The sequence below is a fragment of the Streptomyces sp. NBC_01314 genome (assembly GCF_041435215.1).
GTDB lineage: Bacteria > Actinomycetota > Actinomycetes > Streptomycetales > Streptomycetaceae > Streptomyces.
This window is the reverse complement of sequence record NZ_CP108394.1, coordinates 8,354,059-8,367,179: the sequence shown is the minus strand read 5'-3', so window position 1 is coordinate 8,367,179 and position 13,121 is coordinate 8,354,059. Positions and strand designations below refer to the sequence as shown.

12 protein-coding genes are annotated in these 13,121 nt (G+C 69.6%); all 12 read right to left on the bottom strand.

All coding sequences use genetic code 11. The annotated features are described in order from the left end of the window. Positions 1-40: 40 nt before the first annotated feature. Complete coding sequence (locus OG622_RS36740) at positions 41-331, bottom strand: YggT family protein (RefSeq protein WP_371580935.1); 291 nt, start codon at positions 329-331, stop codon at positions 41-43. A gap of 50 nt (positions 332-381) precedes the next feature. Beyond that, complete coding sequence (locus tag OG622_RS36735) at positions 382-1,023, bottom strand: cell division protein SepF (RefSeq protein WP_371580934.1); 642 nt, start codon at positions 1,021-1,023, stop codon at positions 382-384. Between the two features lie 129 nt (positions 1,024-1,152). Beyond that, entirely contained in the window at positions 1,153-1,872 is a 720-nt protein-coding gene (locus OG622_RS36730; RefSeq protein ID WP_371580933.1) for a YggS family pyridoxal phosphate-dependent enzyme, read from the bottom strand. A 5-nt stretch (positions 1,873-1,877) separates the two neighbouring features. Further along, a complete protein-coding gene (pgeF, locus tag OG622_RS36725) occupies positions 1,878-2,606 on the bottom strand; it encodes a peptidoglycan editing factor PgeF (RefSeq protein ID WP_371580932.1) in 729 nt (242 codons plus the stop codon). Further along, positions 2,603-3,793 (bottom strand): cell division protein FtsZ, encoded by a 1,191-nt coding sequence (ftsZ, locus tag OG622_RS36720; protein ID WP_371580931.1) that lies wholly within the window; start codon positions 3,791-3,793, stop codon positions 2,603-2,605. The genes pgeF and ftsZ overlap by 4 nt, the downstream gene beginning before the upstream one ends. Before the next feature lie 279 nt (positions 3,794-4,072). After that, entirely contained in the window at positions 4,073-4,870 is a 798-nt protein-coding gene (locus tag OG622_RS36715) for a cell division protein FtsQ/DivIB (RefSeq protein ID WP_371580930.1), read from the bottom strand. Between the two features lie 59 nt (positions 4,871-4,929). After that, positions 4,930-6,027 (bottom strand): undecaprenyldiphospho-muramoylpentapeptide beta-N-acetylglucosaminyltransferase, encoded by a 1,098-nt coding sequence (murG, locus tag OG622_RS36710; protein WP_371580929.1) that lies wholly within the window; start codon positions 6,025-6,027, stop codon positions 4,930-4,932. Between the two features lie 6 nt (positions 6,028-6,033). Beyond that, complete coding sequence (gene ftsW, locus OG622_RS36705) at positions 6,034-7,383, bottom strand: putative lipid II flippase FtsW (protein WP_371580928.1); 1,350 nt, start codon at positions 7,381-7,383, stop codon at positions 6,034-6,036. 88 nt (positions 7,384-7,471) lie between these two features. Next, entirely contained in the window at positions 7,472-8,899 is a 1,428-nt protein-coding gene (gene murD, locus OG622_RS36700) for a UDP-N-acetylmuramoyl-L-alanine--D-glutamate ligase (protein WP_371580927.1), read from the bottom strand. Then, the gene (gene mraY / locus OG622_RS36695; protein WP_086750050.1) at positions 8,881-9,954 is read right to left on the bottom strand and encodes a phospho-N-acetylmuramoyl-pentapeptide-transferase; all 1,074 of its coding nucleotides are present in this window, start codon (positions 9,952-9,954) and stop codon (positions 8,881-8,883) included. Before mraY ends, murD begins: the two co-directional genes overlap by 19 nt. Next, the gene (gene murF, locus OG622_RS36690; RefSeq protein WP_371580926.1) at positions 9,951-11,381 is read right to left on the bottom strand and encodes a UDP-N-acetylmuramoyl-tripeptide--D-alanyl-D-alanine ligase; all 1,431 of its coding nucleotides are present in this window, start codon (positions 11,379-11,381) and stop codon (positions 9,951-9,953) included. Before murF ends, mraY begins: the two co-directional genes overlap by 4 nt. A gap of 4 nt (positions 11,382-11,385) precedes the next feature. Next, the gene (locus OG622_RS36685; protein ID WP_371580925.1) at positions 11,386-13,107 is read right to left on the bottom strand and encodes a UDP-N-acetylmuramoyl-L-alanyl-D-glutamate--2,6-diaminopimelate ligase; all 1,722 of its coding nucleotides are present in this window, start codon (positions 13,105-13,107) and stop codon (positions 11,386-11,388) included. Between the last annotated feature and the right edge of the window lie 14 nt (positions 13,108-13,121).

Below are 13,121 nucleotides of genomic sequence, written 5' to 3'. Positions count from 1 at the left end.
ACGTAGTCATCGGCAGTCGGCAAGACCGGATCGTCCACAGTCACCTCGCGAGTCCCCCCACGATGGTGATCAGGATGTAGACGATGATCATCAGTACGAAGAAGGACAGGTCGAGCGCCACGCCCCCGAGACGCAGCGGCGGGATGACCCGCCGCAGAAGCTTGAGCGGTGGATCAGTGACAGTGTAGGTGGCCTCCAGAACGACCACCATCGCCTTGCCGGGTTGCCACGAGCGGGCGAACTGGAACACGTAGTCCATGACCAACCGGAAGATCAGCACGATGAGGAAACACATCAGAGCGACCCAGAGCACTTGCCAAACCACGCTCATGATCCGTGCTTCCCTCTCCCCTGCTCCATACCGTGTTCCGGTCGTGCGTCTCAGCTCTGGTTGAAGAACCCGCCCTCTGCGATGCGGGCCTTGTCCTCCGCCGTGACATCGACGTTAGCAGGCGACAACAGGAACACCTTCTGCGTCACCCGCTCGATGCTGCCGTGAAGACCAAACACCAAACCGGCCGCAAAGTCGACAAGTCGCTTCGCGTCCGTGTCGTCCATCTCAGTCAGATTCATGATCACCGGGGTGCCCTCACGGAAGTGTTCCCCGATGGTACGGGCCTCGTTGTAGGTCCGCGGGTGCAACGTGGTGATCCGGTAAGGCTCCCGCTCGGACACGACCTTGGGCATGATCACCGGTGCGTTCTTCTCCAGACTCGAACGTTCTTGTGTGATGGATGCCACGGGCGCGATCCGGGCGGGTCGCACCGATTCCGCGGGAAGCGAAGTGGCGTGCGACACCGGTTCGCGTTGCATCGGGGGCTGCACCACTCGCACCGATTCGTCCCTTTGGGACTGATGTGGCTGGTGCGACTGATGTACCGGCTCATGCCGCCGGTGGTCCCGCTCGGGTTCCGGGTCGAGCTCGGGCTCGAAATCGTCATCGGGGTCGAATCCCCTGCCGTCGTACCCATCGTCCTCCACGAGGCCGAGGTAGACCGCCATCTTGCGCATCGCGCCGGCCATGCTCTGAGTCCTCCGCTCTGTGGTGGATCGACTGACGACTTCCCAAGTGCCCGTGATCCACGAGGTCGTTGCGCCCGCCTCTCGACGGAATGACCATATTTTCTGCTGTGGTCCGACTTCTTGGCGACGTTACCCGAGCCTGGGACGGACTCCGAGTACCGCAGTGCCGACGCGTACATGTGTCGCTCCGGCAGCCACGGCCTCCTCTAGGTCCGCACTCATCCCTGCGGAGACCATGTTCGCAGCCGGATGGGCTCGGCGCAGGTCGGTCGACAAATCCATCAACCGCTCGAACGCGGCCCGTTGCCGTCCGGCGTACGCCCCGGTGAGCGGCGCGACGGTCATCAGACCATCGACCCGCAGCCCCGGCGCCCCCGCAAGGAGGTCGGCCAACTCTTCGATTCCGTCCGGCCCCACACCTCCTCGCTCTCCCCGGCCGCCCGCGTCGGCGTCGAGCGCGACCTGGATGAGACATCCCACCTCACGCCCGACCCGAACGGCCTCTTTCGACAGAGTCGTGACAAGCCTGGAACGATCGACGGACTGCACGAGATCCGCATAACGCACCACAGAACGGACTTTGTTGGTCTGCAACTGCCCCACGAAGTGCCATACAAGGGACAGATCGGAGCATTCGGCAGCCTTGGGCGCCGCGTCCTGGTCCTTGTTCTCGGCGACATGACGCACACCGAGTTCCGACAGGATCCGCACATCGTCGGCCGGGTAGGTCTTGGTCACCACGACCAGGGTGACCTCGTCCCGCTTACGCCCCGCGGCCGCGCAGGCCGCCGCGATGCGACCCTCCACCTTCGCCAGGTTTCCGGCGAGTTGTGCCCTACGGTCCGTCATGCCCATCAGTCCAGCCAGACATATCCCGCGAGTCGCCCTGTGGCGCGGTCGCGGCGGTACGAGAAGTGGTCACGCGACTCCAGCGTGCACACCGGCGACTGCTCCCGGTCGCGCACACCGAGGCGCTCCAGCTGTGTGTGCACTCCGGCGCACACATCGACCGAGGGGGTGCCCCAACTGGTCTCGGCGTACGCCGCCGGCTCGACGGTGGCCACCTCGGCGCGCATCGCCTCGGGTACTTCGTAACACCGGCCGCAGACGGCGGGGCCCGTGCGGGCGACGATCCGGGCAGGGTCGGCGCCGAGCTCGGTCATGGCCCGTACGGCGGCGGGGACGACCCCGGCGACCATGCCGGGCCGGCCCGCGTGGGCGGCGGCCGCGACCCCGGCGACGGGGTCGGCCAGCAGAACGGGTACGCAGTCGGCGGTGAGGACGGCGAGCGCGAGACCGCGCCGAGTGGTGGCGATCGCGTCGACGGACGGGATGTCGTCCGAGCCCCACGGTGCGTCGACCACGGCCACGTCCGCGCCGTGCACCTGGTTCATCCAGACGACCCGGTCCGGTTCCAGACCCAGCGACTTGGCCGCCAGCTCCCGGTTCGTCGTCACGGCGCCGGCGTCGTCCCCGACCGCGCCGCCGAGGTTGAGCTCCTCATACGGAGCGGCGCTCACCCCGCCCCACCTGTCGGTGAAGGCGAAGTGCGCGCCGCTCACGTTCTCGCGCTGTCCTATCACTTGAGGAAGTCCGGCACGTCCAGCTCCTCCGCCGCACTGTCCGAGTAGGACCGGGACGGCGGGACGGGCGGGGCGACCTGAACCTCGTTCACCGGCTCCGGGGCGGGTGCCGGCTCCTCCTTCGGCTTGACGCTGCCGAGCGAGCCGAAGGACGGGCGGGTCTCGGCGGGGCGCACCGGCGCCGGCTCCTCGCGCTTGGCCGCGGCCGAGCCGAGGATGTTGTCCCGCTTGGGCGGGGGCTGGCCGCCGTCGAAGCCGGCCGCGATGACCGTGACCCGGACCTCGTCGCCGAGCGCGTCGTCGATGACCGCTCCGAAGATGATGTTGGCCTCGGGGTGCGCGGCCTCGCTGACCAGCTGCGCCGCCTCGTTGATCTCGAACAGACCGAGGTCGGAGCCACCGGAGATGGAGAGCAGCACGCCCCGGGCGCCGTCGATGGACGCCTCCAGGAGCGGCGAGGAGATCGCCATCTCGGCGGCGGCCACCGCGCGGTCGTCGCCGCGGGCCGAGCCGATGCCCATGAGGGCCGAACCGGCCTCGGACATCACGGACTTGACGTCGGCGAAGTCGAGGTTGATCAGACCGGGCGTGGTGATGAGGTCGGTGATGCCCTGCACACCGGAGAGCAGGACCTGGTCGGCCGACTTGAACGCGTCCAGAACGGAGACCTGGCGGTCCGAGATGGACAGCAGTCGGTCGTTCGGGATGACGATGAGGGTGTCGACCTCCTCGCGGAGCTCGGCGATGCCGTCCTCGGCCTGGTTGGCGCGGCGGCGGCCCTCGAAGGTGAAGGGGCGGGTGACCACGCCGATGGTGAGGGCGCCCAGCGAGCGGGCGATGTTGGCCACGACGGGCGCGCCGCCGGTGCCGGTGCCGCCGCCCTCGCCGGCCGTCACGAAGACCATGTCGGCCCCCTTGAGGACCTCCTCGATCTCCTCGCGGTGGTCCTCGGCCGCCTTGCGGCCGACGGCCGGGTTGGCGCCGGCGCCGAGTCCGCGGGTGAGTTCACGGCCGACGTCGAGCTTGACGTCGGCGTCGCTCATCAACAGAGCTTGCGCGTCGGTGTTGATGGCGATGAACTCGACGCCCTTGAGACCGACCTCGATCATCCGGTTGATGGCATTGACACCACCGCCGCCGACACCGATGACTTTGATGACTGCGAGGTAGTTCTGCGGTGCTGCCACGTCGAAGGCCTCTCGCCTCGAGTTACGTGTCGCCGCCTCGCGAGGTACCCGCGAAGCGCCGACTGATGCCGAAGTGGGACGGTCCGAACGCCGACCCGAACCCTAACGCTGAAGTTTAGGGTTACCAGTGTGACTGTTCTTTGGACTCTTCCGAACAGGACACTAAGTCGACAAGTGGCGCACGTTCAACGAACACGCCGAACCTCCCGTTTTTCTTTTCACCCTATGTGATCAGCCATAGCCGTGCCCAACCAGGGTGCTGGCCTGCGCAGATGTGCGTCAACTCCCTGCTGACGCGGGCGCGGTGGGAACGCTCACGTCGAAGTGCCCCGCGTCCGGGGCGGCTTTCATCAGAGCGGTGAGCGCGCGGGCCTTCGCGCGCCCCTTCTCCGCACTGCCCCACGCGACCGTACGGGCTCCGGTCAACCCCAACGAGATGGAGTCGTAGGAACGGACCTTGACGACCAGGGTGTCGTGCGCGAGCGCGGCCGGAACGGCGTCGGCCACCCGCACGGCCTCCCGTACGAGCCGGTCCTCGCCGAATCGCCGCGGACCGGCGGCCGACGAACCCGACCGGGACACCGCCAATTCGAGTACGGGTACGCCTTCCGGGGCGTGCGAAACCGTGGCAAAACGCACACCTTTCGCGTCCACTTCGACGTACTTGCCCGAATTTCCGGCCGCTTCGACAACCAGGACCGGAGTACGTTCGCTCACTTTCAGCCCGATTTCGTGGGGCCAGGATCGAACGACCTCGACCGAGTCGATTCGGGGCAGTTCATCGAGCAGTCGTGACTCGATCCCGTCGAGGTCGACGGAAATCAGCGGATCATCCAGCGGCACACCGGCGGCCTCGCGCACCTGGGCCTCGGTCAGTACGCGGGTACCCGACACGGACACCCGCGTGGCCCGCAGCCAGGAGGAGCCGTACAGGGCCCAGACCGAGGCTCCGCCGACCAGCACCAGGGCGACCGCGGCGGCGATCAGCCCCCGGGGGTCGGGGAGCCGTCGCCGCGGCGGCGGGCCGGGGTCCAGATCCTCGTCTGCGCCACGTTCGGCGGTGGTCGGTCCGGCCACGCCCACTCCCTCTCCTGGCTCGGTTCACCGCCGGGGCGCCTCACTCGCCGATCAGTTCCCTAGCGGCGTCCACGCTTGGCTGCGATCGCCTCGTACACCATCCCGACGAGCAGGTCGTCGGCGTCCCGGCGGCCGAACTCACTGGCCGCGCGGGACATCTCGTACAGCCGGTGCGGGTCGGCGAGGACGGGCAGGACGTTCTGCTGCACCCACTGGGGCGTCAGTTCCGCGTCGTCGACCAGCAGTCCGCCACCGGCCTTGACCACCGGCTGGGCGTTCAGCCGCTGTTCGCCGTTGCCGATGGGCAGCGGGACATAGGCGGCCGGGAGCCCGACGGCGGAGAGTTCGGCGACGGTCATCGCGCCCGCGCGGCAGAGCATCATGTCGGCCGCGGCGTACGCGAGGTCCATCCGGTCCACGTACGGTACCGGGATGTACGGAGGCATTCCCGGCATCTGATGCACCTGCGGCAGTTCGTTCTTCGGGCCGACCGCGTGCAGGATCTGGATCCCGGCCTGCTGGAGGTAGGGCGCGACCTGCTGGACGACCTCGTTGAGGCGGCGGGCGCCCTGGGAGCCGCCGGAGACCAGCAGAGTCGGCAGATTGGGGTCGAGGCCGAACAGTGCGCGCGCCTCGGGGCGGGCGGCGGCCCGGTCGAGGGTGGCGATGGCACGGCGCAGCGGGATGCCGATGTAGCGGGCGTCACGGAGCTTGCTGTCCGGGGTGGAGACGGCGACCTGGGCCGCGTACCGGGAGCCGATCTTGTTGGCGAGACCGGGGCGCGCGTTGGCCTCGTGGACGATGATCGGCACGCCGAGGCGCTTGGCGGCGAGGTAGCCGGGCAGGGCGACGTAGCCGCCGAAGCCGACGACGGCGTCCGCCTTGGTGCGCTCCAGGATCTGCTCGGTCGCCTTGATCGTGCCGCGCAGCCGGCCGGGCACGGTGATCAGCTCGGGGGTGGGCTTGCGTGGCAGGGGTACGGCGGGGATCAGCGCGAGTTCGTAGCCGCGCTCGGGGACGAGGCGCGTCTCGAGGCCGCGCTCCGTGCCCAGGGCCGTGATGCCCACGGTCGGATCCTGCCTGCGCAGGGCGTCCGCGAGCGCGAGCGCGGGCTCGATGTGACCGGCGGTTCCGCCACCGGCGAGTACGACATGCACCGAAATTCACCGCTCTCCGGACGAACGTGCCAAGGCACGCCGTCGCATCGTGTTCCATCTCCCGGGCCCCGAAGGGCCGCCGCCACGCTTTCTACCAAAGCGGGGTTGCCGCATGGCGAGCGCCGCCCGTGCGGCGGGCTCGTCGCGCGCGAACGCGATCAACAACCCGATGGCGAACATGGTCGGCAGCAGGGCGGAACCTCCGTAGGAGAACAGCGGGAGCGGGACTCCGGCGATCGGCAGCAGACCGAGCACCGCACCGATATTGATCACTGCCTGAGCGGTGATCCAGGTGGTCACGCCTCCCGCGGCATACCTGACGAAGGGTTCCTCCGTGCGTCCGGCCACGCGGATACCCGCATAGCCTAGAGCCGCGAAGAGGGCGAGCACCGACAGCGTCCCCGCGAGGCCCAGTTCCTCACCGGTGACGGCGAAGATGAAGTCGGTGTGCGCTTCCGGGAGTTGGCCCCATTTTTCCACACTGGCACCGAGCCCGGAGCCGAAGATTCCGCCCGAGGCAAGGGCGTAGATGCCGTGCACGGCCTGCCAGCAGTCGGCCCCGTCCGTACGGGGTTCGGTGGCTCCGATGCAGGCCAGGCGGGCCATGCGGTTCTCGCTGGTCCTGATGAGGACGAACCCGATGAACCCGGCGATGGACAGCACGCCCACGAAAAGCCGCGTCGGCGCCCCCGCCAGCCACAGCAGGCCGAACAGGATCGCCGTGAGAATGATCGCGGTTCCCATGTCGCCGCCGAGCATGATCAGCCCGAGGAGCATGAACGCCACCGGAACGAGCGGCACCAGCATGTGCTTCCACTGGGTCAGCAGATGCTTGTCCTCCTTGCGGGCCATCAGGTCGGCGCCCCACAGCACGAGCGCCAGCTTGCCGAACTCGCTGGGCTGGATCTGGAAGGAGCCGCCGATGGCGATCCAGTTCTGGTTGCCGTTGATCGACTGCCCTATTCCGGGCACCTGAACCAGGGCCATCAGGAACACACAGCCGGCCAGCAGCGGGTAGGCCAGCGCCCGGTGCAGCTTGACCGGCATCCGCGAGGCCACGAGCAGCAGCGTGGTGCCGATCGTGGCCGCGAGGAACTGCTTGCGGAAGAAGAAGGTCCCCGGCAGCGACTTCTGCAACGCCGTGATCTGGGAGGCCGAGTAGACCATCACCAGACCCAGCACGGTGATCAGCAGACTGCCGCCGAGGATCAGGTAGTACGCGGTCAGCGGCCGGTCCCACGCCTTGCGTGCCCGGGTGAGGAACCGCCGCACGGGGTTCTCCCGCGGCGGTCGCGAGAGCGGCGGCCGTCGTGTGACGCGCTGGAGGGGCGCACGGCTCGTACGGCTACTCGGCATCGGGGGCGCCTTCGCCGCCGACCGACCACATCCGTGTCACGCGTCCCTCCCAGTTTCACCCGGCGCCGCCAGGCGAAGCCGGGCCGGGTCAGCCGTCCGCGGAGGAGAGTTCGCGCACAGCCTCCGCGAACGCGTCCCCACGCTTGTTGTAGTTGACGAACATGTCCATCGACGCGCAGGCCGGCGCCAGGAGCACCGTGTCACCCGCCCGCGCCAGCGTCCGCGCCTCGCGGACGGCGGCGAGCATCGCCCCAGTGTCGGTCCGGTCGAGGTCGACGACCGGCACTTCGGGCGCGTGTCGCGTGAGCGCTTCCCGGATCAGCTCGCGATCCGCTCCGATCAGCACGACGCCCCGTAGCCGCCCGGCCGCACCGGCGACGAGTTCGTCGAAGGTGGCACCCTTGGCGAGTCCGCCCGCGATCCACACGATCGACTCGTACGCCGCCAACGAGGCCTGCGCGGCGTGCGTGTTGGTGGCCTTGGAGTCGTCGATGTACGCGACGCCGTCCACGTCGGCCACGTGCGCGATGCGGTGCGCGTCCGGCGTGAAGGCCCTCAGCCCGTCCCGTACGGCCGCGGCGGGCACCCCGAAGGCCCGGGCGAGGGCCGCCGCCGCGAGGGCGTTGGCGATGTTGTGCGGGGCCGGCGGGTTCACGTCCGAGACCTCGGCGAGTTCCTGGGCGTTCTTCTGCCGGTTGTCGACGAAGGCGCGGTCGACCAGGATGCCGTCCACCACGCCGAGTTGGGACGGCCCCGGTGTGCCGAGCGTGAACCCGACGGCCCGGCAGCCCTCCTCGACGTCCGCCTCGCGCACCAGGTCCTCGGTGGCCTTGTCGGCCACGTTGTAGACACACGCGACCCGATTGCCCTCGTAGATGCGGCCCTTGTCGGCGGCGTAAGCCTCCATGGAGCCGTGCCAGTCGAGGTGGTCGGGGGCGAGGTTGAGGACGGCGGCGGAGTGGGCGCGCAGGGAGGGCGCCCAGTGGAGCTGGTAGCTCGACAACTCGACGGCCAGCACGTCGTACTGCTCGTCGCCCAGGACGACGTCCAGCAGCGAGACCCCGATGTTGCCGACGGCGGCCGTGCGCAGGCCCGCCGCCGTCAGGATCGAGGCGAGCATCTGGACGGTCGTGGTCTTGCCGTTGGTGCCCGTGACGGCCAGCCAGGGGGCTGCGTCCGGTCCCCGCAGCCGCCACGCCAGCTCGACGTCGCCCCAGATCTCCAGACCGGCCGCACGGGCCGCCGCGAAGAGCGGTTTATCGGGTTTCCAGCCGGGGGTCGTGACGACGAGTTCGGTGCCCTCCGGCAGGGTTGCGCCGTCGCCGAGGCGCACGGTGATGCCGAGCGCCTCCAGGTCCGCCGCCTGCGCCCGGGCGCGCTCGTCCTCGCCGTCGTTGACGACCGTGACGGTGGCGCCGAGGCCGCGCAGGACCTTGGCCGCCGGGATGCCGGAGACACCGAGCCCGGCGACGGTGACACGCCTGCCCTGCCAGTCGGTCACTTGTCGGCCGCCCATCCCGCGTAGAAGAGGCCCAGTCCGACGATCACGCAGATGCCCTGGATGATCCAGAAGCGGACCACGACAAGGACCTCGGACCACCCCTTGAGCTCGAAGTGGTGCTGGAGCGGGGCCATGCGGAAGACGCGCTTGCCGGTGAGCTTGAACGAGCCGACCTGGATGACGACCGACATCGTGATGAGGACGAACAGACCGCCGAGGAGCGCGAGCAGCAGCTCGGTGCGGGAGCAGATCGCGAGACCCGCGAGCGCGCCGCCCAGGGCCAGCGAACCGGTGTCACCCATGAAGATCTTGGCCGGCGAGGTGTTCCACCACAGGAAGCCGAGGCAGGCGCCCATCAGCGCGGAGGCCACGATCGCCAGGTCGAGTGGATCTCGTACCTCGTAACAGGCGCCCGGGTTGGTCAGGGTCAGCGTGTTGGCGCAGGACTCCTGGAACTGCCAGACGCCGATGAAGGTGTACGCGCCGAAGACGAGCACGGAGGCGCCGGTGGCGAGGCCGTCCAGACCGTCGGTCAGGTTCACGCCGTTCGACATGGCGAGGATCATGAACAACGCCCAGATGACGAACAGCACCGGGCCGATGGTCCAGCCGAAGTCCTGCACGAAGGAGATCTTGGTGGAGGCCGGGGTCTGGTCGCGGACGTCCGGGAACTGCAGCGCGAGGACCGCGAAACTGATGCCGACGATCAGCTGGCCGGCCATCTTGGCCTTGGCCCGCAGACCGAGCGAACGGCGCTTGACGATCTTGATGTAGTCGTCGAGGAAGCCGACGAGGCCCATGCCGCCCATCAGGCCGAGCACCAGCAGACCGGAGAAGGTCGGCGGCTGGCCCGTGATCACCTTGGCGAGGAAGTACGCGACGATCGTCGCCAGGATGAAGGCGATACCACCCATCGTCGGCGTACCGCGCTTGCTGCCGTGCGTGCGCGGGCCGTCGTCGCGGATGTACTGGCCGTAGCCCTTGCGAGCCAGCAGCTTGATCAGCAGCGGGGTGCCGACCAGGGTCAGAAAGAGACCAATGACTCCTGCGAACAGGATCTGCTTCATCATCGGGCGGCAACCTCACCCTCGTTGCCGCTGTCGAGCAGCGCCTGCGCCACGCTCTCGAGCCCGACCGACCGGGACGCCTTCACGAGTACGACGTCTCCCGGGCGCAACTGACTGCGCAACAGGTCGACCGCCGCCTGTGCGTCGGACACGTGCACCGACTCCTCACCCCACGAACCCTCGTTATATGCGCCCAGTTGCAGCCAGGACGCTTCCCTGCCCCCGACCGCGACGAGCTTGCCGACATTGAGCCGGACGGCGAGCCGTCCGACCGCGTCGTGCTCGGCGAGCGATTCGTCCCCGAGCTCGGCCATCTTGCCGAGCACCGCCCACGTACGTCCCCCATGTGCCTGTGCGGCCTTGCCCATCGCCGCGAGCGCGCGCAGAGCGGCTCGCATGGACTCGGGGTTCGCGTTGTAGGCGTCGTTGACGACCGTCACGCCGTCCGGGCGCTCGGTGACCTCCATGCGCCAGCGGGAGAGGGAGCCCGCCTCGGAGAGCGCGGTGGCGATCTCGTCTGCGGACATGCCCAGCTCATGGGCGACGGCGGCCGCGGCGAGCGCGTTCGACACGTGGTGCTCACCGTACAGGCGCATGGTCACATCGCTTGCACCGGAGGGTGTGTGAAGCCTGAACACGGGCTGTCCGGCGTCCGTGAGCGTCACGTTCTCGGCGCGTACGTCCGCTTCGCCGGACTCTCCGAAGAAGATCACCCGGGCCTTCGTACGGGACGCCATGGCCCGGACGAGGGGGTCGTCGGCGTTGAGGATCGCGGCGCCGCCCTCCTCCGCGGACGGCAGGGCCTCCACCAGCTCGCCCTTGGCCTGCGCGATCTGCTCACGGCCGCCGAACTCGCCGATGTGGGCGGTGCCGACGTTCAGCACGAGGCCGATCCTCGGCGGGGTCAGGCCGGTGAGGTAGCGGATGTGGCCGACGCCCCGGGCGCCCATCTCCAGCACCAGGAAACGGGTCTCCTCCGTGGCGCTGAGCGCGGTGAGGGGCAGCCCGATCTCGTTGTTGAGGGAGCCGGGCGTGAACACCGTCGGCGCCTTGCGCCGGAGTACCTGTGCGATGAGGTCCTTGGTGCTGGTCTTGCCCGCGGAGCCGGTGAGGGCCACGAGGGTGGCACCGAGCTTCTGGACGACGTGCCGGGCGAGGGCGCCGAGCGCGGCCTGGACGTCGGTCACGACGATCGCGGGCACGCCGACGGGACGGGACGCCAGCACAGCTGCCGCACCCGCCTCGACGACCGCGGCCGCGTAGTCGTGCCCGTCCACGCGCTCGCCCACGAAGGCGACGAAGAGGCTGCCGGGCTCCACTTCACGGGAGTCCCGGACGACCGGTCCGGTGACCTGCGCCGACGGATCCGGTATGTCGTGCGTCTGCCCGCCGACGACTTCTGCGATCTCGGCGAGGGAGAGGGCGATCACAAGTTCATCCCTGGGTCTGCTGGATAGCTTCGCGAAGCACCTGGCGGTCGTCGAAGGGACGTACCACGCCGGCGATGTCCTGGCCCTGCTCGTGGCCCTTGCCCGCGACCAGCACGGTGTCGCCCGGCTGTGCGCGGGCCACCGCCGCGGTGATCGCGGCGGCCCGGTCCTCGAAGAGGAGGACGTCGCCGCGCTCGTGCGCCGGCACGGACGCCGCGCCTTCGAGCATGGTCGCGAGGATCGCCAGGGGGTCCTCGGAGCGGGGGTTGTCGGAGGTCAGTACGGCGGTGTCGGAGAGCCGGGCCATGGCGGCGCCCATCGGCGCGCGTTTGGTCCTGTCCCGGTCGCCGCCGCAGCCGAGCACGACGTGCAGGCTGCCCTCGGTGACCTTGCGCAGCGCCTTGAGGACCGACTCGACGGCGTCCGTCTTGTGGGCGTAGTCGACGACCGCGAGATACGGCTGCCCGGCGTCCACGCGCTCCAGCCGGCCCGGCACACCCGGTACGGCGGCGATGCCGTCGGCAGCGGTCTGCGGGTCGATCCCGGCGACGGCCAGCGCGGCGACGGCCGCCAGGGTGTTGGCGACGTTGAAGGAGCCCGGCAGCGGCGCCCGGGCGGTGATCCGCTCGCCCTTGGGCCCGACCACCGTGAACGTCGAGTCCATCGGCCCGACCTGGACGTCCTCTGCGCGCCAGTCGGCGTCCGGGTGCCCCTCGGCGGAGAAGGTGACGATTGGGACGGTGGCTTCGTCGACGAGCCGGCGGCCGTACTCGTCGTCGAGGTTGACGACGCCGAGCCTGCTGCGTTCCGGTGTGAAGAGCTGTGCCTTGGCCCGGAAGTAGTCCTCCATGCCGGAGTGGAACTCCATGTGCTCCGGGCTGAGGTTGTTGAAGACCGCCACGTCGAAGACGCAGCCGTCGACCCGGCCGAGGACCAGCGCGTGGCTGGACACCTCCATGACGACCGAGTCGACACCGCGTTCACGCATGACCGCGAACAGGGCCTGGAGGTCGGTGGCCTCGGGGGTGGTCCGCTCGGACTTGATGCGCTCGTCGCCGATGCGCGTCTCGACCGTGCCGATGAGACCCGTGGAGCGCACGGTCCGCAGACCGCCCTCGACGAGGTACGCGGTGGTGGTCTTACCGGAGGTGCCGGTGATGCCGATCTGGAGCAGGTCGCGGCCCGGGTGACCGTAGATCGTGGCCGCCAGCCCGCCCATCCGCGCGCGCGGGTTCTCCACGACGAGCGCGGGGAGCCCGGTGGCGGCGACGCGCTCGGCGCCGCTCGGGTCGGTGAGCACGGCGACGGCGCCGAGGCCGACCGCCTGGTCCACGAAGTCGGCGCCGTGCAGCCGGGCACCGGGCAGGGCGGCGTACACGTCGCCGGGACGGACGGACCGCGAGTCATGGGTGATGCCCGTGACCTCCGCGGCGCTCCCCGGCTGCTCGGCACCCACCTGGCCGGCGAGCTCCGCGAGGGGTGTGGCGGAGACCTGGATCGGCCTGGGCGGTCCCGGATATGTCACGGGAACGTCCTTCTGGGTGGTTTGGGACTGATCAGCGTGTGGCACGGCGGTGAGCGTACCGGGCACACCCCCGCCGGAGCCAAAGGCGAGCCCGCGCGGAGCGCGGTCCGGCAAGGGCGGTGAGGCGGGACGGGTGGGCGAGGGATTGTGCGAGCGGGGCTGCGCCCCGCGGTTCCCGGGGTCGGGAGTGATCATGGTCACGAGTCGGTTCCTGG

Bases quoted from the DNA above. Each gene is read 5' to 3' on its own strand.
- ftsW (WP_371580928.1), bottom strand. From the start codon at position 7,383: ATGCCGAGTAGCCGTACGAGCCGTGCGCCCCTCCAGCGCGTCACACGA.
- OG622_RS36735 (WP_371580934.1), bottom strand. From the start codon at position 1,023: ATGGCCGGCGCGATGCGCAAGATGGCGGTCTACCTCGGCCTCGTGGAG.
- OG622_RS36730 (WP_371580933.1), bottom strand. From the start codon at position 1,872: ATGACGGACCGTAGGGCACAACTCGCCGGAAACCTGGCGAAGGTGGAG.
- OG622_RS36740 (WP_371580935.1), bottom strand. From the start codon at position 331: ATGAGCGTGGTTTGGCAAGTGCTCTGGGTCGCTCTGATGTGTTTCCTC.
- mraY (WP_086750050.1), bottom strand. From the start codon at position 9,954: ATGATGAAGCAGATCCTGTTCGCAGGAGTCATTGGTCTCTTTCTGACC.
- murD (WP_371580927.1), bottom strand. From the start codon at position 8,899: ATGGGCGGCCGACAAGTGACCGACTGGCAGGGCAGGCGTGTCACCGTC.